The organism is Exiguobacterium sp. s125 (genome assembly GCF_018618605.1).
Taxonomy (GTDB): domain Bacteria; phylum Bacillota; class Bacilli; order Exiguobacteriales; family Exiguobacteriaceae; genus Exiguobacterium_A; species Exiguobacterium_A oxidotolerans.
In genome coordinates this window covers 747,622-771,893 of the sequence record NZ_JACSMI010000001.1, presented here as the reverse complement: position 1 = coordinate 771,893, position 24,272 = coordinate 747,622, and the positions used below count along the sequence as shown (strand labels likewise).

Annotated in this window: 28 protein-coding genes; all 28 read right to left on the bottom strand. The window is 46.7% G+C overall.

The window, feature by feature from the left end:
* Positions 1-8 precede the first annotated feature (8 nt).
* The gene (locus KNQ05_RS03745) at positions 9-443 is read right to left on the bottom strand and encodes a flagellar export protein FliJ (RefSeq protein ID WP_088837363.1); all 435 of its coding nucleotides are present in this window, start codon (positions 441-443) and stop codon (positions 9-11) included.
* Between the two features lie 12 nt (positions 444-455).
* Positions 456-1,769 carry a flagellar protein export ATPase FliI gene (fliI, locus tag KNQ05_RS03740; RefSeq protein ID WP_088837364.1) on the bottom strand — a complete coding sequence of 438 codons (1,314 nt, stop codon included), beginning with the start codon at positions 1,767-1,769 and terminating at the stop codon, positions 456-458.
* The gene (locus KNQ05_RS03735) at positions 1,762-2,487 is read right to left on the bottom strand and encodes a FliH/SctL family protein (protein ID WP_214804419.1); all 726 of its coding nucleotides are present in this window, start codon (positions 2,485-2,487) and stop codon (positions 1,762-1,764) included. Before KNQ05_RS03735 ends, fliI begins: the two co-directional genes overlap by 8 nt.
* A complete protein-coding gene (gene fliG, locus KNQ05_RS03730; protein WP_029330812.1) occupies positions 2,471-3,478 on the bottom strand; it encodes a flagellar motor switch protein FliG in 1,008 nt (335 codons plus the stop codon). Before fliG ends, KNQ05_RS03735 begins: the two co-directional genes overlap by 17 nt.
* A 4-nt stretch (positions 3,479-3,482) precedes the next feature.
* Complete coding sequence (gene fliF / locus KNQ05_RS03725) at positions 3,483-5,051, bottom strand: flagellar basal-body MS-ring/collar protein FliF (protein WP_088837366.1); 1,569 nt, start codon at positions 5,049-5,051, stop codon at positions 3,483-3,485.
* Between the two features lie 28 nt (positions 5,052-5,079).
* A complete protein-coding gene (gene fliE / locus KNQ05_RS03720) occupies positions 5,080-5,370 on the bottom strand; it encodes a flagellar hook-basal body complex protein FliE (RefSeq protein WP_088837367.1) in 291 nt (96 codons plus the stop codon).
* Between the two features lie 15 nt (positions 5,371-5,385).
* A complete protein-coding gene (flgC, locus tag KNQ05_RS03715) occupies positions 5,386-5,784 on the bottom strand; it encodes a flagellar basal body rod protein FlgC (protein WP_029330818.1) in 399 nt (132 codons plus the stop codon).
* A gap of 2 nt (positions 5,785-5,786) precedes the next feature.
* Positions 5,787-6,149 carry a flagellar basal body rod protein FlgB gene (flgB, locus tag KNQ05_RS03710; protein ID WP_214804417.1) on the bottom strand — a complete coding sequence of 121 codons (363 nt, stop codon included), beginning with the start codon at positions 6,147-6,149 and terminating at the stop codon, positions 5,787-5,789.
* Between the two features lie 244 nt (positions 6,150-6,393).
* Positions 6,394-7,173 (bottom strand): GTP-sensing pleiotropic transcriptional regulator CodY, encoded by a 780-nt coding sequence (gene codY / locus KNQ05_RS03705; RefSeq protein ID WP_029330822.1) that lies wholly within the window; start codon positions 7,171-7,173, stop codon positions 6,394-6,396.
* Positions 7,174-7,189: 16 nt separating this feature from the next.
* A complete protein-coding gene (gene hslU, locus KNQ05_RS03700) occupies positions 7,190-8,569 on the bottom strand; it encodes an ATP-dependent protease ATPase subunit HslU (RefSeq protein ID WP_029330824.1) in 1,380 nt (459 codons plus the stop codon).
* Positions 8,556-9,107 carry an ATP-dependent protease subunit HslV gene (gene hslV, locus KNQ05_RS03695; protein ID WP_029330826.1) on the bottom strand — a complete coding sequence of 184 codons (552 nt, stop codon included), beginning with the start codon at positions 9,105-9,107 and terminating at the stop codon, positions 8,556-8,558. The genes hslU and hslV overlap by 14 nt, the downstream gene beginning before the upstream one ends.
* Before the next feature lie 13 nt (positions 9,108-9,120).
* Complete coding sequence (locus tag KNQ05_RS03690; protein WP_214765153.1) at positions 9,121-9,999, bottom strand: tyrosine recombinase XerC; 879 nt, start codon at positions 9,997-9,999, stop codon at positions 9,121-9,123.
* Positions 10,000-10,170: 171 nt separating this feature from the next.
* Positions 10,171-11,475, bottom strand: coding sequence for an FADH(2)-oxidizing methylenetetrahydrofolate--tRNA-(uracil(54)-C(5))-methyltransferase TrmFO (gene trmFO / locus KNQ05_RS03685; protein WP_214804415.1), 1,305 nt, complete (start codon positions 11,473-11,475; stop codon positions 10,171-10,173).
* A 3-nt stretch (positions 11,476-11,478) separates the two neighbouring features.
* On the bottom strand, positions 11,479-13,575 hold the full coding sequence (gene topA / locus KNQ05_RS03680) for a type I DNA topoisomerase (protein WP_088837373.1): 2,097 nt from the start codon (positions 13,573-13,575) through the stop codon (positions 11,479-11,481).
* Positions 13,576-13,622: 47 nt separating this feature from the next.
* Positions 13,623-14,450: a DNA-processing protein DprA gene (gene dprA, locus KNQ05_RS03675; RefSeq protein ID WP_214768595.1), complete on the bottom strand. Its 828-nt coding sequence runs from the start codon at positions 14,448-14,450 to the stop codon at positions 13,623-13,625.
* A gap of 64 nt (positions 14,451-14,514) precedes the next feature.
* The gene (gene sucD / locus KNQ05_RS03670; RefSeq protein ID WP_088837375.1) at positions 14,515-15,432 is read right to left on the bottom strand and encodes a succinate--CoA ligase subunit alpha; all 918 of its coding nucleotides are present in this window, start codon (positions 15,430-15,432) and stop codon (positions 14,515-14,517) included.
* 13 nt (positions 15,433-15,445) lie between these two features.
* Positions 15,446-16,606, bottom strand: coding sequence for an ADP-forming succinate--CoA ligase subunit beta (sucC, locus tag KNQ05_RS03665; protein WP_029330843.1), 1,161 nt, complete (start codon positions 16,604-16,606; stop codon positions 15,446-15,448).
* Positions 16,607-16,694: 88 nt separating this feature from the next.
* On the bottom strand, positions 16,695-16,955 hold the full coding sequence (locus KNQ05_RS03660) for an EscU/YscU/HrcU family type III secretion system export apparatus switch protein (protein ID WP_088837376.1): 261 nt from the start codon (positions 16,953-16,955) through the stop codon (positions 16,695-16,697).
* Complete coding sequence (locus KNQ05_RS03655) at positions 16,952-17,833, bottom strand: flagellar hook-length control protein FliK (RefSeq protein WP_214765157.1); 882 nt, start codon at positions 17,831-17,833, stop codon at positions 16,952-16,954. The genes KNQ05_RS03660 and KNQ05_RS03655 overlap by 4 nt, the downstream gene beginning before the upstream one ends.
* Positions 17,834-17,846: 13 nt before the next feature.
* On the bottom strand, positions 17,847-18,599 hold the full coding sequence (locus KNQ05_RS03650) for a ribonuclease HII (protein ID WP_088837378.1): 753 nt from the start codon (positions 18,597-18,599) through the stop codon (positions 17,847-17,849).
* A 61-nt stretch (positions 18,600-18,660) separates the two neighbouring features.
* Positions 18,661-19,527, bottom strand: coding sequence for a ribosome biogenesis GTPase YlqF (gene ylqF / locus KNQ05_RS03645; RefSeq protein ID WP_088837379.1), 867 nt, complete (start codon positions 19,525-19,527; stop codon positions 18,661-18,663).
* A 244-nt stretch (positions 19,528-19,771) separates the two neighbouring features.
* Positions 19,772-20,311, bottom strand: a complete 540-nt coding sequence (gene lepB, locus KNQ05_RS03640) for a signal peptidase I (protein WP_088837380.1) — start codon at positions 20,309-20,311, stop codon at positions 19,772-19,774.
* Between the two features lie 100 nt (positions 20,312-20,411).
* Positions 20,412-20,765 (bottom strand): 50S ribosomal protein L19, encoded by a 354-nt coding sequence (rplS, locus tag KNQ05_RS03635; RefSeq protein ID WP_088837381.1) that lies wholly within the window; start codon positions 20,763-20,765, stop codon positions 20,412-20,414.
* A 112-nt stretch (positions 20,766-20,877) separates the two neighbouring features.
* On the bottom strand, positions 20,878-21,606 hold the full coding sequence (gene trmD, locus KNQ05_RS03630; RefSeq protein ID WP_088837382.1) for a tRNA (guanosine(37)-N1)-methyltransferase TrmD: 729 nt from the start codon (positions 21,604-21,606) through the stop codon (positions 20,878-20,880).
* Positions 21,603-22,112 carry a ribosome maturation factor RimM gene (gene rimM, locus KNQ05_RS03625; protein ID WP_214765161.1) on the bottom strand — a complete coding sequence of 170 codons (510 nt, stop codon included), beginning with the start codon at positions 22,110-22,112 and terminating at the stop codon, positions 21,603-21,605. The genes trmD and rimM overlap by 4 nt, the downstream gene beginning before the upstream one ends.
* A gap of 86 nt (positions 22,113-22,198) precedes the next feature.
* Positions 22,199-22,474, bottom strand: a complete 276-nt coding sequence (gene rpsP / locus KNQ05_RS03620) for a 30S ribosomal protein S16 (RefSeq protein ID WP_012370770.1) — start codon at positions 22,472-22,474, stop codon at positions 22,199-22,201.
* A 93-nt stretch (positions 22,475-22,567) separates the two neighbouring features.
* Positions 22,568-23,920 (bottom strand): signal recognition particle protein, encoded by a 1,353-nt coding sequence (ffh, locus tag KNQ05_RS03615; protein ID WP_214765163.1) that lies wholly within the window; start codon positions 23,918-23,920, stop codon positions 22,568-22,570.
* Between the two features lie 12 nt (positions 23,921-23,932).
* On the bottom strand, positions 23,933-24,253 hold the full coding sequence (locus KNQ05_RS03610; RefSeq protein ID WP_088837385.1) for a putative DNA-binding protein: 321 nt from the start codon (positions 24,251-24,253) through the stop codon (positions 23,933-23,935).
* Positions 24,254-24,272: the final 19 nt, after the last annotated feature.

Sequence of the window (24,272 nt, the reverse complement as noted above, 5' to 3'; positions counted from 1 at the left end):
TGAATTACTTATGATGTCCGCCCTCTTCCAAACTGTAACAGTGCCAGTTCATCTAATTGATTTTGTTCGAGTAGTGCATTGATTTGCCGTGCTTCTTCTAGTTGATTCGCCTGAAGACGCGTGAACTTCTTTTCCTCAATCATCGCTTCTTTTAAATCGACTTGTGCGCGTTCATACTGATTTTTTGCTTGAGTGACATATAATTGTTGACGTTCGATTTGCTGTTTGACGACGTCACGCGCACGTTCACGGTATTGAGAAGCAAGTAATTCGACGGTACCCGTCTCATTTTGTGCCTTCAAAAATGTTTCGTAACGAACGAGCAGGTGATACAACTTTTCGACTTCAATCTCGTAGCGTTTCTTTTTTTCAGCCGTTTGTTTCGATACACGATCTTTCTCCGCCTCGGCTAAAGGAATGATTCGCTCATATATTGTTTTCATGCCTTTTCCTCCTTAGCGAATCGTCGTGATTAAACGGTTCATGGCTTCTTCAAATTGACTTCCTTCTTCAACACGTTGCTTCAAAAAGCCGATTAATTCCGGATATTTTTCGACGGCACGATCGATTTCAGGGTTTGTCCCACTTTTATATGCACCGATATTGATCAAGTCTTCTGCATCTAAGTATGTCGAGAGCAATTGCCGAAAGACGATCGCACTGTCTTTATGTTCCGTCGATGTGATTTGATTCATAACCCGGCTAATCGAACGTAAAACATGAATCGCCGGATACTGCCCTTTGTTCGCCAAACTTCGATCAAGGACAAAGTGACCATCTAAAATCCCGCGGACTGCATCCGCAATCGGTTCGTTCATGTCGTCTCCATCGACGAGTACGGTATAAAAAGCTGTAATCGACCCGGCTGTCGTCTTTCCGCTTCGTTCGAGTAACTGAGGTAGTAGAGCGAATACACTCGGCGTGTATCCTTTTGAAGCAGGCGGTTCTCCTGTCGCTAGACCGATTTCACGTTGCGCCATCGCGAACCGCGTAACGGAGTCCATCATCAAGACGACATTCTTACCTTGATCCCGAAAGTATTCTGCGATTGCTGTCGCCGTATAGGCTCCTTTTAAACGGACAAGCGGTGGTTGGTCACTCGTCGCGACGACGATGATGGAACGCTTCATCCCTTCTTCGCCCAACTCCGCTTCGATGAACTCTTTCACTTCCCGCCCTCGCTCTCCAATCAAGGCGATCACATTGATGTCAGCAGTCGAACGTTTTGCAATCATTCCGAGCAGTGTTGATTTCCCGACACCAGACCCGGCAAACAAACCGACGCGTTGCCCTTGACCGACTGTCAACAGACCATCAATGGCGCGGATACCTGTCGACAACACTTCATTGATACGTGGTCGTTCAAGTGGACTCGGTGGTTTTCGCACGATTGATGTTGTCCGGAGGTGAGTCAACTCCTCACCATCAAGTGCTCGACCTAATCCATCTAATACTTTCCCGATCAGTTCCTCACCGACGGGTACGTGAAGTGGTTTTCCTGTTGCGATGACGATTGATCCTGGTGCAATTGCTGTCGTTTCACCGTAAGGCATCAATAAGACGTGCCCTTCTCGGAAGCCGACAACCTCTGCTTCGATTTCTTGACCTCGGTGCAGTTGAATCAAACACCGTTCCCCGATTGCGACTGCCGTCGGTCCTCGTGATTCAATCATTAAACCGATTACTTGCACGACTTTACCGGAATGCCGGACTAAGTCATCCGTCCGAATATCTCGAACGGCCGCTTGCAACTGCTTCACGTTATACATCTTGTAGCACCTCAGTCACCTGGTTAATCAATGCCTCATAACTAGAAGTAAGCCCGCCCGTAATCGCTCCATTTTCTGAATCGATACGGAAATCGCGAGGCGCGAGTTCCGGATCAATTCGTAAGCTGATTGTCGCAGCACCACCTAAAATCGTATGTAGACGTTCATTCAGTAATACAACCCGTTCAAAATCTTCTGCAGACGTGTAAACAATGATCTTTTCACGGTCACGGAACTGAATAATCAATTGGTGAATCGATTGATAGAGTGCTTCCTCATCTGTATCATGTAATTTTTCTAAAAAATGATGGGTCACTTGCAGTGACAATACACATAATTCATCTTCCATCGCTAACAAGCGGTCCGTCTGCATCTGCTCAAGACGCATTGCAAATTGATTCGTTTCCTCGAGTTTTCGTGCATAAGCGTCTAGTCCGTCTTGCTGCCCTCGCTCATAACCCGCTTGATAGCCTTGTTCCTTCGCTTCCTGTAAAGCCATTTCACGTTCCTGTTCAAAAGCCTGTCGACGCGCTTCTTCTTGTTGACGCATCAGCTGAAGTTGCTCGTCGAGCTCATTTTGACCTTTTGCCATCAACGCCTCATAAGAAATACTCGGCTCGGCATCCCGTTCAATCGCTCGCTCTTCTTGATGAAGAATTGTGCGCTGATGACCTTCGATGACAATTTGTCGTTTAATGACGTTAGACAACGATATCATCTCCTCCACCACGTGCGACGACGATTTCACCCATATCCTCTAGGCGACGAATGATTCCAACGATTCGGCTTTGAGCTTCTTCGACATCGCGCAATCTGACGGGTCCCATGAATTCCATATCTTCTTTGAACGATTCGACCATTCGCTGAGACATGTTTCGGTACACCATTTCTTTGACATCGTCCGACGAGACTTTAAGCGCAAGCAACAAATCTTCGTTTGAAACTTCGCGGATGATTCGTTGGATTGCTCGTGCATCGAGTGTGACAATATCTTCGAAGACAAACATTCGTTTTTTGATTTCTTCGGCGAGTTCCGGATCCTGAATTTCGAGCGTATCGAGGATTGTCCGTTCCGTCGTCCGATCGACACCGTTCAATACTTGAACGACTGCCTCGATACCACCAGACTGCGCATAATCCTGCATACCGGCTTGAGATAAGTTCCGCTCAAGAATCTGTTCGACTTCGCTGATGATTTCCGGGTTCATTCGGTCCATCGTTGCAATTCGTCGTGCTACATCCGATTGCGCCTCAGCTGGAAGCTCCGAAAGAATCTGACCGGACTTTCCCGGGTCGAGATGTGCCAAGACGAGTGCAATCGTCTGTGGATGTTCGTTTTGAATGAAGTTCAGTAATTGCTTCGGATCTGCTTTACGGGCAAACTCGAACGGCCGGACTTGCAAGGTCGAAGTTAATCGATGAATCAATTCCATCGCTTTTTCTTCACCTAATGCTTTTTCAAGCACATTTTTCGCAAAGCCGATACCACCTTGCGTAATGTAGTTTTGCGCCGTTGCCAACTCATGAAATTCTTCGAGTACTTCTAGTTTTTCTTCAGGATCAATTCGTTTCATGCTCGAAATTTGGAGTGTCAACCATTCCATTTCTTCTTCAGTCAAATGTTTGTAGACGTTCGCCGCCACTTCTGGACCTAACGAAATCATCAAGATCGCTGCTTTCTCACGACTATTCATATCTAGTTTCTTCATCTCATCAATCCTCCGCTAACCATGTGCGTAATAACTTCGCAAATTCATCTGGATTTGAGGATGCTAATTTTTCAAGCTGTTTCCGTTTGACTGCTCCGCCACTCGTATCTTCTGTCGATAGTTCTGGAATCTCTGTTTCGATTGGTGTCCATTCTTCTAACTCTTCGACTTCCGTCGTACGACGTCGTCGCATCATCATGAAGATGGCGCCGATGACGATCAGTGCTGCTGCACCAAGCGCGAACCAAACCCACATCGGCGTGACTGTAGTCGTCGCTTTTTGTGTTGGTGTTTCAGCGAACGGTCGGGACATGACGACGACCTTGTTCGTCAATTCGGCATCCGTCAACGTCGCTTTTGCATCCGTTTTCGTGATGGACGTCCGAATAATCGAGTAGAGCATCGTTTGAAGGTCCGTTTGAAGTTGCGGATCGATTTGAGCTTGACCTTTTGGTGGTTCAACGATGACTTGAATACCTAAATCACGTATTTCATAAGGTGCTCCCGTAATCTGTTTCGTAATCCGGTTTACTTCATAATTGATGATATCGTGCGTTTTCTCACTCGTATCACCTGTCGTTCCTGTACCGGCCGGGAAGTTGATGGTCTCATTTTCACCAGTACCGGCTGTTCCTTCATTCGCTGCACCCGTGTAGGCTTCGGCAACCTTTTCTGCCGAAGTTACAATCCCCTCGATTTTATCAGGGTCAACGGGTTCGACTAGTTTTTGTTCTTCTTGGCGCTGTGTGACATCGACGTCTGCCGTGACTGACACAAGCGCTTTTTGTGGTCCGAGAACGACGGATAACATTTGCTGGATTTGTTTTCGTAAATCATTTTCCGTTGTTTTCTTTAATTGCATCGGATCTGCGCCCCCAGCCGTCTGTGTTCCCTGGCCCGGTTCGTAGTACGTAAAGTACTGATCCATGATTGTAATATTTTCTTCTTTCAAATTAGGAATACTTTTTGCGATTAAGTGGTAAAGACCTTGTACAGTCTGTTGATTCAAATCACTCCCAGCGCTTGACGTTAACACAACCGATACGGTTGACGTCTCTTCGGCGTCTGATAAAAAGACGCTTTTTTCAGGAAGTGTAATCATTACCTTCGCTGCATCAATCCCGTTTACTTGAGTAATCAAGTTCTCAAGTTCAGTCTGCATCGTATCGCGCTCTAAAATATTCATTTCCTTGTCAGTCGTACCAAATCCAGCATTTTCACTAAAGAATGAATAATCGATTTGACCGGACTTCGGTATGCCAGCAGTAGCCAACTCTACTTTCAAATTTTCCGCATTCGCCTCCGGCACAAGAATCGTCACTCCGTCTGAAGCTGTCACAACTTCCGAACGAACGCCATCTTCATTTAATTTTTCAGTGACTTGTCCAGCCTCTTGCGGTGATAGTTTTGAATACAAGGGCGTCATTGTCGGTGTCGACAACCAAATGATGGCAGCAATAAGAGCCGATAAAATGATTAAGGTAATACCGATGATGGTCGCCTTTTTTGTGAGTGACCATTCGTTCCATGTCGTGTTGATTGCGCTAAAACGCGCCTTTAGCCGTTCGTTCATCAAACATCTCCCACGCTTTCCTTAGCAGTCACAGTTGCATACGCATCATTTCTTGGTATGCCTCAATCCCCTTATTCCGGACTTCAATGGCGAGTTGCATAGAAAGCGATGCTTCTTCTGTTTTAATCATGATGTTATGTAGATCTGTTGTCTTCCCTGTCGCAAGGTCCACACGTGCTTGTGAGGATGCTTGTTGCGCGTCGTTCAAGCCGTTAATAGCTTGGCTTAGCACATCGCTAAAATCTCCTGGGGACGCCTTAGCGACTGATTGTGATGGTAAGACCATTTGTTGCATCCCTTGAATAGGTTGAATTGCCATGATGTCATCTCCTCGTTATTTACCGATTTCCATCGCTTTTACTAACATCGCCTTTGTCGCATTCAGCGCCGTGACGTTTGCTTCATACGAGCGGGTCGCGCCCATCATATCGACCATTTCCTTCAATAAATCCACGTTCGGCATTTTTACATAGCCAAGTTCGTCTGCATCTGGGTGGTTTGGATTGTACTCTAATTTAAACGGCTCTTGATCCTTCCGGATTTCACTGACTGTGACGCCGTTACCTGTTTCTTTTAATACGGCTAATTTTCGTGCATACGGTTGCCATTCTCCATTCACGAGTTCGCCTCGTGTCGTTTGAGCATTGGCGATGTTTGCTGATACCGTATCGAGTCGGAGCCGCTGCGCTGTTAATCCTGTAGCGGATGTATGAAATCCTGAGAACATCGTCATCTTTATCGCCCTCCTCGAATAACAGATTGAATGCCAGAGAATTTACGATTCAATTGTTCGACTAGCGCTTCATATTCAATTTGATTGCGTGATAATTCAGACATCTCAAGGTCAATATCGACGCCATTTCCATCATTTCGCATCGATGTGCTTTGTTCGACGATCGTTCCTGAAGTATTAATCGTCGCATGTCGTTGTAAACTCATTTTCATCTCTGAATTCAATACATCACCAAAAACGAGGCGTTTTGCTTTGTATCCGGGTGTATCCACATTCGCAATATTCGTTGAGATTACTTTTTGAGCTGCAACCGTCCGATTGACGGCTTGTGTCATGAGTGAATAATCTGAGCCTAACCAATTCATCCCTTAACCTCCACTTGATTTTATATCGAGTATTTAGTTTTTTTGTAATCATTAGTAACACTTCTGAAATAATTGAAACAAATAGGTCAATGTTTGGAAAGAACTTTTTTGAAAATCAGGGTAATGAGATGTTAAATTCCTGTTTTTTATTACCTTTTCTTATAAAAATGATAAATAATACCTATATAAGAAAAGAAGACCTAGTATTTACTAGGTCTTCTTGATCGATTCCAGTTTTCGTTGTTTAGTTTGATTTAATCCGTTCTAATTCATAGAGGAAATTATCGTTTAAGATTTTGATATACGTCCCTTTCATACCGAGTGAACGCGATTCGATGACACCCGCACTTTCAAGCTTGCGCAGTGCATTGACGATGACGGAACGTGTAATCCCGACACGGTCTGCAATTTTTGATGCGACGAGTAATCCTTCATTGCCGTCGAGTTCTTCAAAAATATGCTCGATTGCTTCAAGCTCTGAATATGATAACGAGTTGATTGCCATTTGGACGACAGCTTTTTTACGTGCTTTATCCTCAGCTTCATGTGCCTTCTCTCGAAGAATCTCCATACCGACTACCGTCGCTCCATATTCAGCTAGGACGAGATCTTCTTCGTCGAAATCATCGACCATTCGTCCGAGGACGAGTGTCCCTAAGCGTTCGCCGCCTCCGATGATTGGAACGATTGTTGTTTTAGATGATTCGAACGTATCACGATTATCAATCGGGAATGCCGTATGTTCACTATCAATCGTAATATTCGCTGTCGTTTCCATGACGTTAAATAAACGTTTTGTGTAGTCTTCTGGGAATTGACGTTCTTCGAGGAATCCACGGATTCGTGCATTCTCAATTTGTTGCTTGATGGCAATACCGAGTAATTTCCCACGGCGGCTAACGATGAATGTATTCGACTCCATGACTTCACTTAACCGTTCCGCCATAATTTTAAAGTCTACATGTGTACTAGCTTCCTGTTGTAACATCGTATTAAGCTTTCGTGTTTTTGCCAATAAATTCATGATTTTCTTCCTCCACTTATAAGATGAACTGACTTAAGTCACGATCATCTGCTACTTTTCCAACTCGGTCCATTACATATTGTGGTGTGATCGTAACATCCGACTCTGGCATATCTGCCGCTTCAAAGGATAGTTCCTCTAACACCCGTTCCATGATTGTATATAAACGTCGTGCACCGATATTATCAGTTTCATCATTGACCTGAGCAGCAATCCGCGCGATTTGACGAATCGCATCCTCGGTAAAGGTGACGTGGACCTGTTCTGCTCCAAGCAACGCTTTGTATTGTTTCAGTAACGCTTGATTCGGTTCTGTCAAAATCTTGACGAAGTCTTCTTCCGTTAAACTATCCAACTCGACTCGAATCGGGAAACGTCCTTGTAACTCTGGAATGAGATCAGACGGCTTCGCCATATGGAACGCTCCTGCGGCGATAAACAACATATGGTCCGTTTTGACCGAGCCGTATTTCGTCACGACGGTCGAGCCTTCGACGATTGGTAAGATATCTCGCTGGACACCTTCGCGTGAAACGCCGGCGCTATCTTGACCTTTCGTTGCAATTTTATCGATTTCATCGACGAAGATGATCCCCATCTGCTCCGCACGTCGAACGGCTTCGTCATGGACTTCGTTTAAGTCAAGTAAACGTTCCGCTTCTTCAGCAGTCAAAATCGGTCGTGCTTCTTTGACGGTCAGTTGTCTTTTTTTCGTTTTCTTCGGCATGACTTGACCTAGCATATCTTGTAAGTTTGATAAGCCTTCCATCCCTTGTTGTCCCGAAAATAAATCCATTTGGCGCTCTTCGACGTCGACATCAATCATGCGGTCTTCTAGTTGACCACTGATTAATTGTTGACGAATGACTGAGCGGTCCGCCGTATCATTCGCTGTTTCTTGTTCAGGTTGTGCTTGATTACCACCAAACAACATTTCGAATGGATTACTTCCACCACCAAGACCCGACGTCGATTTTTTCCCGACTAACGCATCCACGATCCGTTCGTTCGCAACGGCTTCTGCTCGATCTTTTAAGGCTTCTTTCTTCTCATCTTTGACAAGTCGGAGTGAAGCTTCGACTAAATCACGAACCATTGATTCAACGTCACGACCGACGTATCCGACTTCTGTGAATTTTGTCGCTTCGATCTTAACGAATGGTGCGCGAACGAGTTTCGCTAGACGTCTTGCGATTTCCGTCTTTCCGACTCCAGTCGGTCCAATCATCAAAATATTTTTAGGTGTTACTTCGTCGCGTAATGCCGGGTCGAGTAATTGGCGACGGTACCGATTACGAAGTGCGATTGCGACGGCGCGTTTCGCATCCGATTGTCCAACGACGTGCTCATCTAATTTGGCTACGATTTGTTTTGGTGTCAATTCATGCATCTGCACTTCCTCCAATCGTCTCTAAAACAATTTGATCATTCGTGAACACGCAGAGCTCTCCGGCTGTTTCAAGAGCGGCTCGTGCGATTTCTTCTGCTGACATCTGTCCAGCGTGACGTGCCAATGCTCGACCAGCAGCAAGCGCGTAATTACCGCCTGAACCGATTGCAAGAATTCCATCATCCGGTTCGATGACTTCACCATTTCCGGAAACGAGCAGTAAATGTGTCCCGTCCATGACGAGTAGCAATGCTTCGAGTTGACGTAACATTTTGTCGCCGCGCCATTCTTTTGCTAGCTCGACTGCGGCACGTTGGAGATTACCATTATACATCTCTAGCTTCGCTTCAAACTTCTCAAACAGCGTAAAGGCATCTGCTACACTTCCAGCAAATCCTGCAATCACTTTTCCCCCATAAAGGCGTCTTACTTTCTTTGCACTTTTCTTCATGATGACTTGATTACCAAATGTCACCTGACCATCTCCACTCATCGCGGATTGACCATTATGTTGAATCGCAAAAATCGTCGTTGCATGAAACATTCCGTTTCCTCCCTTAGGCACGCGGATGCGCTTGCTGATAAACATGACGCAACCGCTCAGTCGTTACATGAGTATATTGTCCCGTCGTCGATAGAGAGGCATGACCTAAGAGTTCCTGAACCGCCCGAAGGTCCGCCCCTCTCTCTAACAGGTCTGTCGCGAAGCTATGTCGAAGTGCGTGCGGCGTCACATGTTTCGAAAGCAAATGATCGCCTTTTTTTAAGATTTTACGAATACCGTCTGTCGTCAGTCGTCGTCCCGATTTCGAAACGAACACAGCCTGTTCCTTTTCATCTTTTCCTCGACGCTCTTGCAAGTAAACCTGCAACGTCCGTCTAGCGAAAGAACCAATCGGCGTGATGCGTTCCTTACGACCTTTTCCATATACATGGACATACTCTAAGTCTTGATCTAAATCTTGAAGATTTAGTCCTGCCAACTCACTGACACGCATCCCGGTCGCATAGAGCAGTTCAATCATTGCGACATTTCGGTTGCCTAGTGTATCTTCCGTTCGAAAGGCTTCTAAAAATCGTTCGTATTCAGATGGAACTAAAAAGGTCGGTAACGATTGGGCACGTTTGGGCGCTTTCAATCCTTCAAACGGGTTGACTGCATCCGTGTCGCGCGTCAAAAAGCGACCAAATTGCTTCAAGCATGATACTTTTTGGGCAATTGTCGATTTTGAAGCTTGTTGCTCGTAGAGTGCATACAAATAACGCCGTGCAGTTGCCAATTCAATCGATCGTAGTTGATGATCGAGGCAAAAAGCGGCGTATTGTCGAAGGGTTTGATCATATGAGCGACCCGTATTCGGAGATAGTTGACGTTCGATATGCACGTACCGCAAAAAGTCTTTCCGCAGCCGCTCAAACTCTGAGTCTAATCCCATTTCCGAGCCTCCTCCTGACCATGTGTTCTCGAATCGACCTTAGCATAGCACACCGCAAGTAGTCTGACAATAGACCAAAAACCGAAAAAATGACGAAATTATCACGCTTTTATGAAAAATTAAGAAATGGGGGAAAAGTCCGCTGTTTCTGCGGCTTTTCCCCCATCCTCTTTACATATCGGTAAAGTCTTTGATGGCTTCTAACGCTCGTTCTGCGAGGAGCGCATATTTCTCAGGTTTCTTCATTCGGACTGGATGACCGACGAGCCCTGGCACAAGTCCAAAGTTCGCGTTCATCGGTTGGAAGTTCTTTCCTTCCGTCGTCGTGATGTAGTGCGCCATCGCCCCCATCATCGTCTCTTTCGGGAACGCGATTGGTTCTACTTCATTCACTAACCGTGCCGCATTGATCCCTGCCGTCAAACCGGATGCTGCTGACTCGACATATCCTTCGACCCCTGTCATTTGACCAGCAAAGAATAAATCATGTCGTGTCCGTGTTTGATACGTCGCTTGCAATAAGTTCGGTGAATTGACGAACGTATTCCGGTGCATGACACCATATCGGACGATTTCGGCATTTTCTAAACCAGGAATCAAACGGATGATCCGCTTTTGCTCGCCCCACTTCAAGTGCGTTTGGAAACCGACGAGGTTGAAGAGTGTTCCAGCCGAGTTATCTTGACGAAGCTGAACGACTGCGTAAGGACGTTCGCCTGTTTTCGGGTCTTCAAGACCGACCGGTTTCATTGGTCCGAACAACAATGTTTTTGGTCCGCGTGAAGCGAGTACTTCAAATGGCATACAGCCCTCGAAGTAAATTTCTTTTTCAAATTCTTTCAGCGGAACGACTTCTGCCGCAATCAGCTCATTATGGAAATGCGTAAACTCTTCTTTTGTCATCGGACAGTTCAAGTACGCGGCTTCTCCTTTATCGTAGCGTGACTTGAGGTAGACCTTGTCTCGATCAATCGTATCCCCATCGAGAATCGGTGCTGCCGCATCGAAGAAATACAGATAATCTTCTCCCGTGAACTGTTTGAGTGATTCAGATAACGCAGCACTCGTAAGTGGTCCAGTTGCAACGATCGTCGGACCACCCGGAATCGCTTCAAGCTCTTCATGATGGACCGTGACGTTCGGATGATTCTTCAGTGTTTCTGTCACATAGCCTGCGAAGTCATGCCGATCGACAGCGAGTGCGCCCCCTGCAGGGACACTCGCTAAATCAGCCGCTTTCATGATGAGAGAGTCTAATTGACGCATCTCTTCTTTTAATACACCAACTGCATTCGTCAATTGATTCGCACGTAAGGAATTCGAACAGACGAGCTCTGCAAATTGATCGGTATGGTGGGCAGGGGTCTGCTTCACCGGTCGCATTTCATATAAATCTACTTGGACGCCTCGCTTCGCAAGCTGCCATGCTGCTTCAGAACCTGCGAGCCCGGCGCCAATTACCGTTACTCGTTTCAACGGTCACTCCTCCTCTTGCTCTTGATCGATGCGCGTTTCATGATGTCCACAAGATGTACATTCTACTTTTACACCGTTCTTGATTTTCTTTTGTACCATCATACTGCTACAGACGGGACACGGCTCTTCGACCGGCTTATCCCATGAGACGAATTCGCACTCTGGATAATTTGAACACCCATAGAACAACCGGCCTTTTTTACTACGACGTTCGACGATGTCCCCTGTACCACATGTCGGACACTTGACCCCAATCTCGACTTGGATCGGCTTCGTGTTTCGGCATTCCGGGAAGTTTGAGCACGCCATGAACTTGCCGTACCGACCCATCTTGATGACCATCGCATGACCGCATACTTCGCAATCTTCTCCGGCTGGTTCATCTTTGATTTCAATTTTCTCGATTTCTGCTTCCGCCCGCGTCAAACGTTTCGCGAATGATTTATAAATCGGATCGACGACTTCCGTCCACTGCATGTCGCCTTTTTCAATCGCATCAAGCAACGCTTCCATGTCTGCCGTGAATTGAACCGTGATGAATTCTTGGAAATAATCACTAATCATATCAATGACGAGCTCTCCGAGTTCAGTCGGTAAGAATTTCTTTTCTTCGAGCGTCACGTACCCTCGTTTTTGAATCGTGTCGAGTGTTGGAGCGTATGTCGACGGACGACCAATCCCGAGTTCTTCCATCGCTCGTACTAAACGTGCCTCTGTATAGCGTGGCGGTGGCTGCGTGAAGTGTTGTTTCGGGTCAATCGATTCCTGTTGCAAGACTTCACCGTCTTCGAGTGGTGGTAAGAGTCCTTCTTTGACGTCCGTCACTGCTTCATCATCTGTATCCTCGATGTAGACTTTCATGAAACCAGGGAACTTGACGGTCGAACCGTTCGCCCGGAACATGACATCATTCGAATTCAAATCAACTTTGACCGTGTCTAAAATCGCCGGTGCCATTTGACTGGCGACGAATCGTTCCCAAATGAGTTTATACAGTCGGAACTGGTCTCGCGACAAATACGATTTAACGAGTTGTGGGTCACGCATCGTTGACGTCGGACGAACTGCTTCGTGCGCATCCTGTGAATTGGCCGCTTTTTTCTCTTTACGTTTTTCACTGGCGATGTATTCTTTTCCGTACGCATTTTCGATGAAACCATGCGCTTCGAGGTTCGCTGTTTCAGACGTTCGTGTCGAATCGGTACGCATATACGTAATCAAACCGATTGTCCCTTCTTTCCCTAACTCGATTCCCTCGTAGAGTTGTTGGGCAATCATCATCGTTTTCTTCGCCCGGAAATTAAGCTTACGTGCCGCTTCTTGCTGGAGCGAACTTGTTGTAAACGGTAACGCTGGATTACGTTTGCGTTCTTTCTTCGTTACCGAGTCGACCGTAAAGGATTCTGAAAGTTTTGCCAACACCTCGTTGACATCTTCTTCAGAATGGAGTTCACGTTTTTTACCGTCGACGCCATAAAAGTTTGCTTCGAGTTTTTCACCGTTCGCATCAAGCTCAAGTTTAATCGTCCAGTACTCTTCTGGTAAAAAGGCATTGATTTCTTGTTCCCGATCAATAATCATCTTCACGGCAACCGATTGAACACGCCCCGCAGACAATCCTTTTTTAATTTTCTTCCAAAGTAACGGACTCATGCTGTACCCAACAAGACGGTCCAAAATACGCCGCGCTTGTTGCGCGTCGACAAGATCATAGTTGATCTTGCGGGGTTTCTTGAACGAATCCTTGATGGCGTCTTTTGTGATTTCATTGAAGACGACCCGACACTCTGTCGATTCATCGACACCGAGGGCTTTCGCTAAATGCCAAGCGATCGCTTCCCCTTCACGGTCAGGGTCGGCCGCGAGATAGATTTTTTGTGCTTTTTTAGCAGCAGTTTTCAATTCTTTCAAGACCGGACCTTTACCACGAATCGTAATATATTTTGGTTCATAGTCATGTTCGACGTCGACACCCATTTGGCTTTTTGGCAAATCGATGACATGCCCCATCGATGCTTTCACGGTATAGTTCGAACCGAGATAACGTTTGATGGTTTTTGCCTTTGCAGGTGATTCGACGATTACTAAATATTTTGCCATTGCAATCGCTCCCTATTAGAGGCGTACTCGTATTTTAATCTCACTTATCATAGTAGTCTCGATTCCCATTTGTCAACGTCCATCAAGATACTTTTTGAAACTTCTTCCGGATTCAGGAGCGGAATCGCCCCTTCCGCAATCAATTGATTCGTTCCACAAAACATTTTTTCAGTCGGACAACCCGGCAAGCAATAGACGTCTTTCCCTTGGTCGAGAGCGTGTCCTGCCGTGTTCATCGTTCCGCTTTTCAACGCTGCTTCGACGATGACGAGGGCTGATGATAATCCAGCAATGATGCGATTACGTTCTAAAAATTGGAATTTTTGAATGGGGGTCTCGGGAGGGTACTCGGAGAGCAACAAACCAGCTTGTGCGATGCGATTAAAGAGGGCCGCGTGTTGCTTCGGATAAAGAGAATCGAGTCCTGTTGCCATGACGGCGATGGTTGGTTGGTCATACTTCAAGGAAAGGCGATGGACGAGGGAATCAATCCCGTAAGCTCCACCAGAGACAGTGACGAAAGGGGAATTAAAAAACGGGCGTAAGAACGATAGACGTTCTTTATGGGACGGGGATGGGGTTCGGCTACCGATGATGCTGATTAAAGGGTGACGCAGAAGCGACGGGTCACCTACGTAATACAGACCGTAAATCGGTCGTGGTATGTGTAGTAACTGTTGCGGGAACTCGGGATCGGTCGGGACAAGTAACTGAGACGGGAGGTGTTCGAGCGAAAGAGCTGCTTGATATCGCTTTTTACTCTCGGCATTTGTCGGAAGATCAGCGACCGATAAAATACCGTATTGTTCTACTAAGGCGACGATTGGATAAGGAACACGACAGGCTGCAAATCGGACATACCATTCTCGCTCCATTAACATACACTCCTTTTATATAGAAGAAAGCCGTCCTGAATCTTCAGGACAGCTCTCGACGTTTTTATTTGACCGTTGAACCCGTGACACATTGATCGTAGATACCAGCATCTTTGATGACACGAATTAACGTTTCACCAATGACTGCCGGAGAGTCTGCGACTTCGATACCATTTGCACGAAGTGTCTTGATTTTTTCCGATGCCGTACCTTTACCACCTGAGATGATGGCACCCGCATGACCCATACGTTTTCCCTCAGGAGCAGTTTGTCCACCGATGAATCCGATGACCGGCTTCGTCATGTTGGCTTTGACCCACTCAGCCGCTTCTTCTTCTGCCGTACCACCGATTTCACCAAGCATGATGACCGCTTTTGTTTCAGGATCTTCATTGAACGCTTTGAGCGTGTCGATGAAGTCTGTCCCATTGACAGGATCACCACCGATACCGACAGCAGTCGATTGACCGATTCCAGCCGTCGTCAATTGGTGCACCGCTTCATACGTCAATGTCCCAGAACGTGAAACGATTCCGACATGACCTGGTGTGTGGATGTAACCAGGCATGATGCCAAGTTTCGCGACACCCGGTGTGATAACGCCAGGACAGTTCGGACCAATCAAACGAACTGGTTTTCCGTCAAGATAACGTTTTACTTTTACCATATCAAGAACTGGAATTCCTTCTGTGATACAGATGATGAGAGCGATGTCTGAATCCGCTGCTTCCATGATTGCATCCGCAGCGAATGCTGGTGGTACATAGATAATCGATGCATTTGCCCCTGTTTTAGCGACTGCTTGCGCAACCGTATCAAAGACAGGCACGCCACCGAGCACTTCTGTTCCGCCTTTACCTGGTGTAACACCACCGACGAGGTTCGTTCCGTAATCAATCATTTGTTCACCGTGGAACATCCCTTGATTACCTGTAATTCCTTGAATGATCACTTTTGTTGATTCGTTTACCCAAATACTCATCCTTAGCTCCCCCTTACTTCACGAGCGCAGCGATTTTTTCTGCGCCGTCTGCCATTGATGTAGCTGCTGTAATCGCTAGACCTGAATCTTTGAGAATTTGTTTCCCTGCGTCAACATTTGTTCCTTCAAGACGAACGACGAGTGGTAACTCTAAGCCGACTTCTTTTGTTGCTGCAACGATCCCTTCCGCGATGACATCACACTTCATGATGCCGCCGAAGATGTTGACAAAAATTCCTTTGACGTTATCATCTGAGAGAATCAATTTGAACGCTTCCGTTACTTTCTCTTTCGTCGCGCCGCCACCTACATCGAGGAAGTTGGCCGGATCGCCACTGAAGTGTTTGATGATGTCCATGGTTGCCATCGCAAGACCTGCGCCATTAACGAGACAGCCGATATTCCCATCAAGCGCGATGTAGTTCAAATCGCTTTTTGAAGCTTCGACTTCACGTGGATCTTCTTCCGTTTCATCACGGAGTGCGACGATGTCCGCATGACGATACAACGCATTCGAATCGAAGTTCAACTTCGCGTCAAGTGCAACGACATCACCGTCTTTTGTTGTAACGAGTGGATTGATTTCAGCGATTGAGCAATCCTTTTCAACGAAGAACGTGTAGAGTTTCGTCACCATACCAACGAATTTGTTAACGAGTTTAACGGGTACACCCATTGCGAACGCTAATTTACGTGCTTGGAAAGCTTGAAGTCCGACTGCTGGATCAACGATTTCCTTGATGATTTTTTCAGGAGTCGCTTCTGCCACTTCTTCAATGTCCATTCCGCCTTCACTTGAACCCATGATGACGACACGACCTGTCACACGATCAAGGACAATCCCGAGATAGTATTCCTTATCGATCGCACAACCTTCTTCGACGAGAAGACGTTGAACGACTTTACCTTCTGGTCCTGTTTGATGCGTGACGAGCGTTTTGCCGAGTAACTCCGTCGCGAATTCTTTTACTTCTTCTTGCGATTTTGCTAGTTTGACACCACCGGCTTTACCGCGTCCCCCTGCGTGAATCTGTGCTTTGACAACTTTAATTGGGCCTGACAATTGTTCTGCTGCATCGACAGCCTCTTCGACCGTAAATGCTGCGATTCCGTTCGGTACAGGTACACCGTATGAACGAAGTAACTCTTTTGCCTGATATTCATGTACATTCATGAAAAAATCCCCCTTAACCCCTTTAGTTTCGGCTCTTTCATTGTAGTTAAAATTGGAAGCGCTGTCTATCGTTATCGACCGAAAGCATTTATTTTTTCGTGATTCCCTCATGATCGAGCTGATACAAAAAGGCAAACAGCTCGGCGATGACCCCGTATAACTCCGGCGGAACTTGCTCAGATACCTCGATTGCATCAAGTAATGTTACCAATGTCTGATCTTGCCGAATCGGAATGTTGTGTCGGATCGCTTCTTCTAAAATCCGCTCGGCGACGATTTCGGAACCTTTGGCGACGACTTTTGGAGCTGCCATTTGTTCTTCATAAGATAAAGCAATCGCTTTTTTCATGCTTGATAATCCACCCTTCCACTCCGACGTGTCAAATCGATAGGCACCCGCTCTTTCGTTTGTTCGACCAATTCAAAACGAATCAACTCATATCCCTGCTCCTTTAAGCGTTGTTCCATCATCGGTTGATAAGCGTCCATGAATGCGCTAATCCGTTGATCCGGATGAAAGACGGAAACAGCCATCTTTCGATCAGTGATTAATAAGTCAATCGCAATTTCGCCCAACTGAGGCAGTTTGAGATAAAAAGCGATTCGGGCATGGTCCGGATTGAATTCTTTTTTGTCGAACGGTGCTTCCATCGTCACATCGACATCTTCAAAGGGACCAAACTGTGGTAGTTGCAACATAAAGATGCCGCGTCCCGGTTCATTCGTCGCTTGAACGAGTTGTTGCGTCAAGATTTGATCACTCGTCTTTCGGTCAAGGGACCCTTGCCCATCTGCCTCTGCAGTACGCGCTAACTGAATGAGCTCAACAATTGTCTGTTTGAGTACTTGACCCGATCCTTCCATCGCGCGTTGGCCAAGTTGTTGTAACAGCGCACGTGTCGTCTGCGGTACTCCCTCTGACGCTGGTCGCAAGAGACTTTCAAGCATCGAAGGCAGGATTTGTTTCGCCGCAGTTTGTGGAGCTTCCGATAAAATCTTCAGCACCGGTTGCCCTTCCGTGCTCGTCACGACGAATCGGTACGACATTCCTTCTTTTAAATCAGCCGTTGTTCCAGCCGTTAGGACCCGTTGTCCGACTTGCAACTCCATTAACCCGTCCGGCAATAATTTCAATACTTTCCCGACGACATTTGCCCCTTCGCGTAACGGCATGTTGGCTTGATCAATAATCTTAAAGGGAAGTAAGGCCCGATGTTCGATTTGCACACGCATTCACCTCCTAGAGTCGATCAAGAACCGGTTTGAACGTTTTGCGATGAATCGGTGTCACACCGTATGTATCGAGTGCCTGCAAATGCTGTGCTGTCCCGTACCCTGCATGTTGCTCAAACCCGTATCCCGGATACTGTTTCGCATAGTCCTCCATCATCGCATCACGCGTTTCCTTCGCAATGACGCTCGCCGCTGCGATTGAGATGCTACGCGCATCCCCTTTAATCAGTGACGTTTGAGGTAGATTGAGATCAAGCTCCATCGCATCGACGAGCAATGCCTCGGCAGACACGCCATTCACCGCTTGTAACATCGCCTGTTTCGAGGCTTGGTAAATATTGATCCGGTCAATTTCTGCTGGTTCGATGATGCCGATGGCGACCTCTGCGACTTTACGAATATGCTGATACGCCAGTTGCCGTTGTTTTTTTGACATTTGTTTTGAGTCCGTCAACGCGGGGTGATAAAAATCTTTTGGTAAGATGACTGCTGCCGCGACGACAGGTCCAGCAAGCGGACCTCGCCCGACCTCATCGACACCAGCAATCTTCTCCCACCCCTGTGCCCGGTAAGCTTCTTCGAACTGCGAGCGTTCAATAAAACTGAGGCGCAATTGTTCTTCGAGATCGAGGCGACGGCTTGTTTGTTTCAATAACAGCCTGATCCCTTTTCGTTCATCATGCATCAGATCCTGTTCGATGGCTGCGAATTGTTCGCGTGAAATCCCTTTGAGACGTTCTCTTAAGTCTTGAATCTTCATCTGACATTCACTCCTATTTCGAAAAAAGCTTGGACCTTCTAGAGAAGGTTCCAAGCTCGTCTTATTCTGCTGTTGTTGCCCATTCTTCGACTGTTTCAAGTGTCACACGTCCGACTTTTTCCGTCCGTAGCTCATGTAACAACATCTCGCTCGTCCGTTCGAAATCGACGTATCCACCTGAATTGAACCCTCGTTTGTTCCCGATTGCTTCTAGTACATCAACGGCTTCACCGGACACATCGTCTAAGCGATAGCGTTCCATCAATTGCTCCGGATAACGCGATTTGAGCTCACGGATGGCAAACAGCGCGATGTCATCGATGTTTAAGATATCATCTTTGATTGCACCTGTTGCTGCTAGACGATAGCCAACCAACTGATCGTCAAACTTCGGCCAGAGAATACCTGGTGTATCGAGCAACTCCATCTCACCCGTCTTCATTTTGATCCATTGCTGACGTTTCGTCACACCCGGGCGGTCACCCGTGATGGCAATGTTTCGTCCGGCAAGGCGATTGATTAATGTTGATTTCCCGACGTTCGGGATGCCGATGATCAACGCTCGAATCGCACTCGGATTTCGTCCCTTTTCACGCATGCGATCATGTTTTTCTTTCATCAGGCGTAATGCACCTTCATGAATTTGTCCAAGACCCTTATTGTGTTTCGCATCGACAGCGATGACATCGACTCCGTCCTTACGAAGGGCCTTCATCCAGCGCTCCGTCAAACGCGCATCAGCCATATCGGCTTTGTTCAAGACGATTAACCGCGGTTTTCCTGCCGTAATTTGCTCGACCATCGGATTGCGACTCGACATCGGGAGACGTGCATCGACCAATTCGATGACGACGTCGATTAATTTTAATTTTTCCTGGACTTCACGACGTGCTTTCGCCATGTGACCAGGGAACCATTGTATCGTCATATATTCCACCTCAACTCATCATATTACTGGACTGCTAACTTCATGTTGTGTGACGCGGTAAGACCTGCTTCAGTTACCGTCACTTCGTTCTCAAGAAACGATCCATCCCTTAGTATACGCAAAAAAAGCCAAGAAAAGAAGTAGTGTCGTGCGGACACTACTCAATTCCTGACCTTGTTCCATCAAACGCACGGTTGATGGAGCTGTTTCTGCTAGACTCACCTTACTACGCGCCCATGATTTTTTAATCAACTGATCGTAAATCACCGAACGGATAAAAGACGAAATTTGTCGTTCCGACGATTTGATCTTCATCGACGAACCCGATGTCACGGCTATCTTTCGAGTTTTGACGGTTGTCCCCCATGACGAATACTTTACCGGCGGGTACTTTCGTTTCGCCGGTCCGTTCTTCTAATGTAAAGTCTTCCGTCAAAGGAACACCATTCATTTGCGCTTTAAATTCTTTTAAATATGGTTCTTCCACTTTTTTATCGTTGATATACAGCATATCATCCTTGTAGTACAGCGTATCGCCTGGGACAGCGATGACACGTTTAATATAGTCACGTGTTTCCGTCGCATGGAAGACGACGATATCGCCACGCTCTGGTTCATTAAAGTAATAGGGAACCTTATTGACGACCATCCGGTCTGAATTGTGCAGTGTCGGCATCATCGACTCGCCGTCCACGATGACCGGGACGAATAGAAACGTTCGGATGATGAACGCAATCACGAGCGCTACGACAAGCGCCTTTACCCAACTAAATAACTCCTTCACGCGTTCCACTCCTTTGATTAAATCTTTAACCTAGACTTAGTATACGCATAAACGATAAAAAAAAGAAGCTTGTCCGAGGACAAGCCACTTTTTCACATGATTAACGACGAACTTCTTTAATACGCGCCGCTTTACCACGAAGGTTACGGAGGTAGTAAAGTTTCGCACGACGGACTTTACCGTAACGAACGACTTCGACTTGTGCAACACGTGGTGAGTGGAGCGGGAAAGCACGCTCTACGCCAACTCCGTAAGAAATCTTACGGACTGTGAAAGTTTCACTGATGCCGCCACCGTGACGTTTGATGACTACGCCTTCGAAAAGCTGGATCCGCTCACGCGTACCCTCGACGACTTTAACGTGTACACGGACTGTATCCCCAGGACGGAACGAAGGGACGTCTGACTTGATTTGTTCTTGTGTAATTTCACGGAACAATTGTTGTGTGTTCATGAATGATTTCTCCTTTTTTCACCAATGTTCTTATCTTCATTTGCTTATTGCATCCAACAGCGGAACATCGTTAATAGGTGGCTTTTGCCACATGTTTTAACTTATCACAATTTCATTCTTTTGACAATCCTGAAATTGACTGGAGGTACTTTAAATCACTTGCGGACAAGTCGGCTGTCTCGAGTAAATCAGGGCGTCGCTCGAGCGTCCGCTTCAAGGCTTGCTGTCTTCGCCACTGCTCGATTTTTGCATGATTCCCGGATAATAAGACGTCCGGTACCCTTGATCCGTTATAGTCGGCAGGACGGGTATAATGGGGGTATTCGAGCAATCCGGTCGAAAATGAATCGTCTTCATGACTGGCCGACTTGCCGAGGACATCAGGTAACAAACGGACGACGGCATCAATCATCGTCATCGCAGCTAATTCCCCTCCCGTCAAAACGAAGTCTCCAAGCGACACCTCGTCCGTCACCAGTTCGTCATGAATCCGTTGATCAAACCCTTCATAATGTCCACATAAGAAAACAAGTTCCGATTCCTGCGCCCATTCTTCTGCTACTGCTTGATCAAAACGCTGCCCTGTCGGTGTCATCGCAACGATGCGACGATTCGCTTTCGGCAAGGCCGCAACAGCGTCAAAAACAGGTTGCGGCGTCAACAACATCCCTGCACCACCCCCGTAAGGAGAATCATCGACACGCCCATGTCGATTCGTCGAATAGTCTCGGAAGTTAATATACTCGAGATGTATCCGCGCATCTTCTTGTGCCCGTCCGACGATTGAATGATCGAGTGCTGTGAACATGTCCGGAAAAAGCGTCAAGACTTTGATGTTCATCCTTCAATCAATCCAGGTAATGGTGTGATTTGAATCCGCTTTTCTTGCACATCGATCGACGCGACGACTTGTTCGATGTACGGAATCAAGACGTCTTTTTTTCCCGGACGTTTAATCGTCCAGACATCGTTTGCTCCGGTCTCTAAGATTTCCGAGACGACCCCGATTTTCTCATCTCCGTCATAGACGTCGCAACCGATGATTTCGTGGTAGTAATATTCATTTTCCGCAAGCTCTTGTAAGACTTCCGGCTGCACGAAAAGTTTCATCCCTTTATACTTTTCGACGTCGTTGATGTGATGCATTCCTTTGAAGGTCACCATGACGAATTGTTTATGTTTCCGGTAACTGCTCACCGTCAGCGGTACATACGTCCCCTCCGTCTCGAGAAATACGTCATTTCCGACTTTAAAGCGTTCTTCCGGAAAATCTGTACTCGCAAGTAATTTCAATTCTCCCTTTAGACCGTGTGTATTCGCGATTTTCGCGACTTCTAACCATTGCATCTTCTTCACTTCCTTCCTTTAAAATCGTCATTCTTCTATTTTTCTGCAACAAAAAGGAGGTAAGCTTTCGCTCACCTCCAAATGTCTTACTTCGCGAGTTTCGCGTTGTGGAATTTCTCCATGATACCAGCTTTTGAGAAGAGGTTACGAACTGTGTCTGATGGTTTAGCACCTTCAGCGAGCCATTTAAGAGCGAGCTCTTCGTTAAGTTTTACTTCTGCTTCTGGTTTAGCAACCGGGTTGTAGTATCCGATTTGCTCGATGAAACGACCATCACGTGGTGCACGTGAGTCTGCTACTACCACACGGTAGAAAGGTGATTTGTTTGCGCCCATGCGCTTAAGACGAATTTTAACTGCCATTCGTAAGTCCCTCCAGATATTAAATAGTTTTTTGGTTTAGTCAAATTGACAACTTCACTAGTATACAACGTTACAGCAAAAGAGAAAAGACTTTTAGAAGAATGGGAGGCCAAAGCCGCCTTTCTTTTTCCCTTTGCCCATTTGGCCGGAGAATTGTTTCATCATCTTCCGCATGTCTTCAAATTGCTTGATCAACCGGTTCACTTCTTGAATGCTACGACCACTGCCGCGCGCAATCCGTTTCCGACGACTCGCATTGAGGATTTCCGGTTCAGTCCGCTCCCGTTTTGTCATCGATTGAATAATCGCTTCGACATAAACAAGTTGCTTCTCATCGATTTGAGCATTTTTCAAGCCCTTCATCTTTCCTTTACCGGCACCCGGAATCATTCCTAACAACTCATCCAAAGGACCCATCTGTTTCACTTGCTGCAACTGCTCGATGAAATCGTCAAACGTGAACGATGCATCGCGCATTTTGCCTTCGAGCTCCTTGGCGCGTGTTGCGTCCATTTGGAACTCTGCTTTTTCAATCAGCGTTAACATATCTCCCATACCGAGAATCCGTGACGCCATCCGCTCTGGGTAGAATGGCTCGATTGCGTCTAGCTTCTCTCCAAGACCGACGAACTTAATCGGTGCTCCGGTGACTGCCTTGATGGAGAGTGCTGCTCCGCCTCGAGTATCTCCGTCGAGTTTCGTCAGGACGACCCCTGTCACGCCGAGCTTTTCATTAAAGCTTTGTGCGACATTGACCGCATCCTGACCCGTCATCGAGTCGACGACAAGGAAGATTTCGTTAGGCTTGGCGATTTCCTTCACATCTACAAGTTCCTGCATCAGATCCTCATCGACATGTAAGCGTCCCGCCGTATCGATCAACACGATATCGTGGTGATGCTCTTTTGCATAGTCGAGCGCGCCGGTTACGATTTCTTGTGGACTTACCTGATCTCCCATCGAGAAGACCGGTAATTCAAGTTGTTTTCCTAGCGTCTCAAGTTGTTTAATCGCAGCCGGACGGTAAATGTCCGCTGCTACGAGCAGTGGACTGCGATTGTGTTTTTTTCGTAAATGATTGGCGAGTTTTCCGGTTGTCGTCGTTTTACCTGCCCCTTGAAGACCAGTCATCATAATGACTGTCGGCGGACGGTTAGCGAGCGTCAACGGAGATACTTCTTCCCCCATCAATTTCGTCAATTCGTCATGGACGATTTTGACGACTTGTTGACCGGGTGTTAGAGACGTCATCACGTCTTGACCGACGGCGCGCTCCTTCACATCATTTACGAACTGTTTCACTACTTTGAAGTTGACGTCGGCTTCTAACAACGCGAGGCGGACCTCACGCATCATTTCCTTTACGTCCGCTTCAGAAATCTTACCTTTACCTCGCATTTTGGCGAGACTGGCTTGAAGCCGTTCCGATAATCCTTCGAATGCCATTGATGATGCCTCCTACTCTAATTGCTCCAGTGATTCAATCGTCACCAGTGCCTCGCTTGGAAGGTCGAGCTGCTTCAGTTCATCAAGAAGGATCTTTCGCTGCTCATATTTTTGAAACAAGGAAAGTCGTTCTTCATATTGCTCAAGCATCGCTTCCGTACGTTTTATGTTGTCGTAGACTGCTTGTCGGCTGACTTCAAACTCATCGGCGATTTCACCTAACGAAAAATCATCTAAATAATAGAGTGACATATAATTTCGTTGTTTCGGCGTCAAAAGCTCCTGATAAAAGTCAATCAGATAATTCATCCGGTTCGTTTTATCAAGTGTCATCCGAGCACCTCCACGGTTG

Excerpts from the sequence above, each read along its gene's own strand:
- KNQ05_RS03745 (WP_088837363.1), bottom strand. The coding sequence starts at position 443 with ATGAAAACAATATATGAGCGAATCATTCCTTTAGCCGAGGCGGAGAAA.
- fliI (WP_088837364.1), bottom strand. The coding sequence starts at position 1,769 with ATGTATAACGTGAAGCAGTTGCAAGCGGCCGTTCGAGATATTCGGACG.
- KNQ05_RS03735 (WP_214804419.1), bottom strand. The coding sequence starts at position 2,487 with ATGATATCGTTGTCTAACGTCATTAAACGACAAATTGTCATCGAAGGT.
- fliG (WP_029330812.1), bottom strand. The coding sequence starts at position 3,478 with ATGAAGAAACTAGATATGAATAGTCGTGAGAAAGCAGCGATCTTGATG.
- fliF (WP_088837366.1), bottom strand. The coding sequence starts at position 5,051 with ATGAACGAACGGCTAAAGGCGCGTTTTAGCGCAATCAACACGACATGG.
- fliE (WP_088837367.1), bottom strand. The coding sequence starts at position 5,370 with ATGGCAATTCAACCTATTCAAGGGATGCAACAAATGGTCTTACCATCA.
- flgC (WP_029330818.1), bottom strand. The coding sequence starts at position 5,784 with ATGACGATGTTCTCAGGATTTCATACATCCGCTACAGGATTAACAGCG.
- flgB (WP_214804417.1), bottom strand. The coding sequence starts at position 6,149 with ATGAATTGGTTAGGCTCAGATTATTCACTCATGACACAAGCCGTCAAT.
- codY (WP_029330822.1), bottom strand. The coding sequence starts at position 7,173 with ATGAATTTATTGGCAAAAACACGAAAGCTTAATACGATGTTACAACAG.
- hslV (WP_029330826.1), bottom strand. The coding sequence starts at position 9,107 with ATGTTTCATGCAACGACGATTTTTGCGATTCAACATAATGGTCAATCC.
- KNQ05_RS03690 (WP_214765153.1), bottom strand. The coding sequence starts at position 9,999 with ATGGGATTAGACTCAGAGTTTGAGCGGCTGCGGAAAGACTTTTTGCGG.
- topA (WP_088837373.1), bottom strand. The coding sequence starts at position 13,575 with ATGGCAAAATATTTAGTAATCGTCGAATCACCTGCAAAGGCAAAAACC.
- dprA (WP_214768595.1), bottom strand. The coding sequence starts at position 14,450 with ATGGAGCGAGAATGGTATGTCCGATTTGCAGCCTGTCGTGTTCCTTAT.
- sucD (WP_088837375.1), bottom strand. The coding sequence starts at position 15,432 with ATGAGTATTTGGGTAAACGAATCAACAAAAGTGATCATTCAAGGAATT.
- sucC (WP_029330843.1), bottom strand. The coding sequence starts at position 16,606 with ATGAATGTACATGAATATCAGGCAAAAGAGTTACTTCGTTCATACGGT.
- KNQ05_RS03660 (WP_088837376.1), bottom strand. The coding sequence starts at position 16,955 with ATGAAAAAAGCGATTGCTTTATCTTATGAAGAACAAATGGCAGCTCCA.
- KNQ05_RS03650 (WP_088837378.1), bottom strand. The coding sequence starts at position 18,599 with ATGAAGATTCAAGACTTAAGAGAACGTCTCAAAGGGATTTCACGCGAA.
- ylqF (WP_088837379.1), bottom strand. The coding sequence starts at position 19,527 with ATGACGATACAATGGTTCCCTGGTCACATGGCGAAAGCACGTCGTGAA.
- rplS (WP_088837381.1), bottom strand. The coding sequence starts at position 20,765 with ATGAACACACAACAATTGTTCCGTGAAATTACACAAGAACAAATCAAG.
- trmD (WP_088837382.1), bottom strand. The coding sequence starts at position 21,606 with ATGAACATCAAAGTCTTGACGCTTTTTCCGGACATGTTCACAGCACTC.
- rimM (WP_214765161.1), bottom strand. The coding sequence starts at position 22,112 with ATGCAATGGTTAGAAGTCGCGAAAATCGCGAATACACACGGTCTAAAG.
- rpsP (WP_012370770.1), bottom strand. The coding sequence starts at position 22,474 with ATGGCAGTTAAAATTCGTCTTAAGCGCATGGGCGCAAACAAATCACCT.
- ffh (WP_214765163.1), bottom strand. The coding sequence starts at position 23,920 with ATGGCATTCGAAGGATTATCGGAACGGCTTCAAGCCAGTCTCGCCAAA.
- KNQ05_RS03610 (WP_088837385.1), bottom strand. The coding sequence starts at position 24,253 with ATGACACTTGATAAAACGAACCGGATGAATTATCTGATTGACTTTTAT.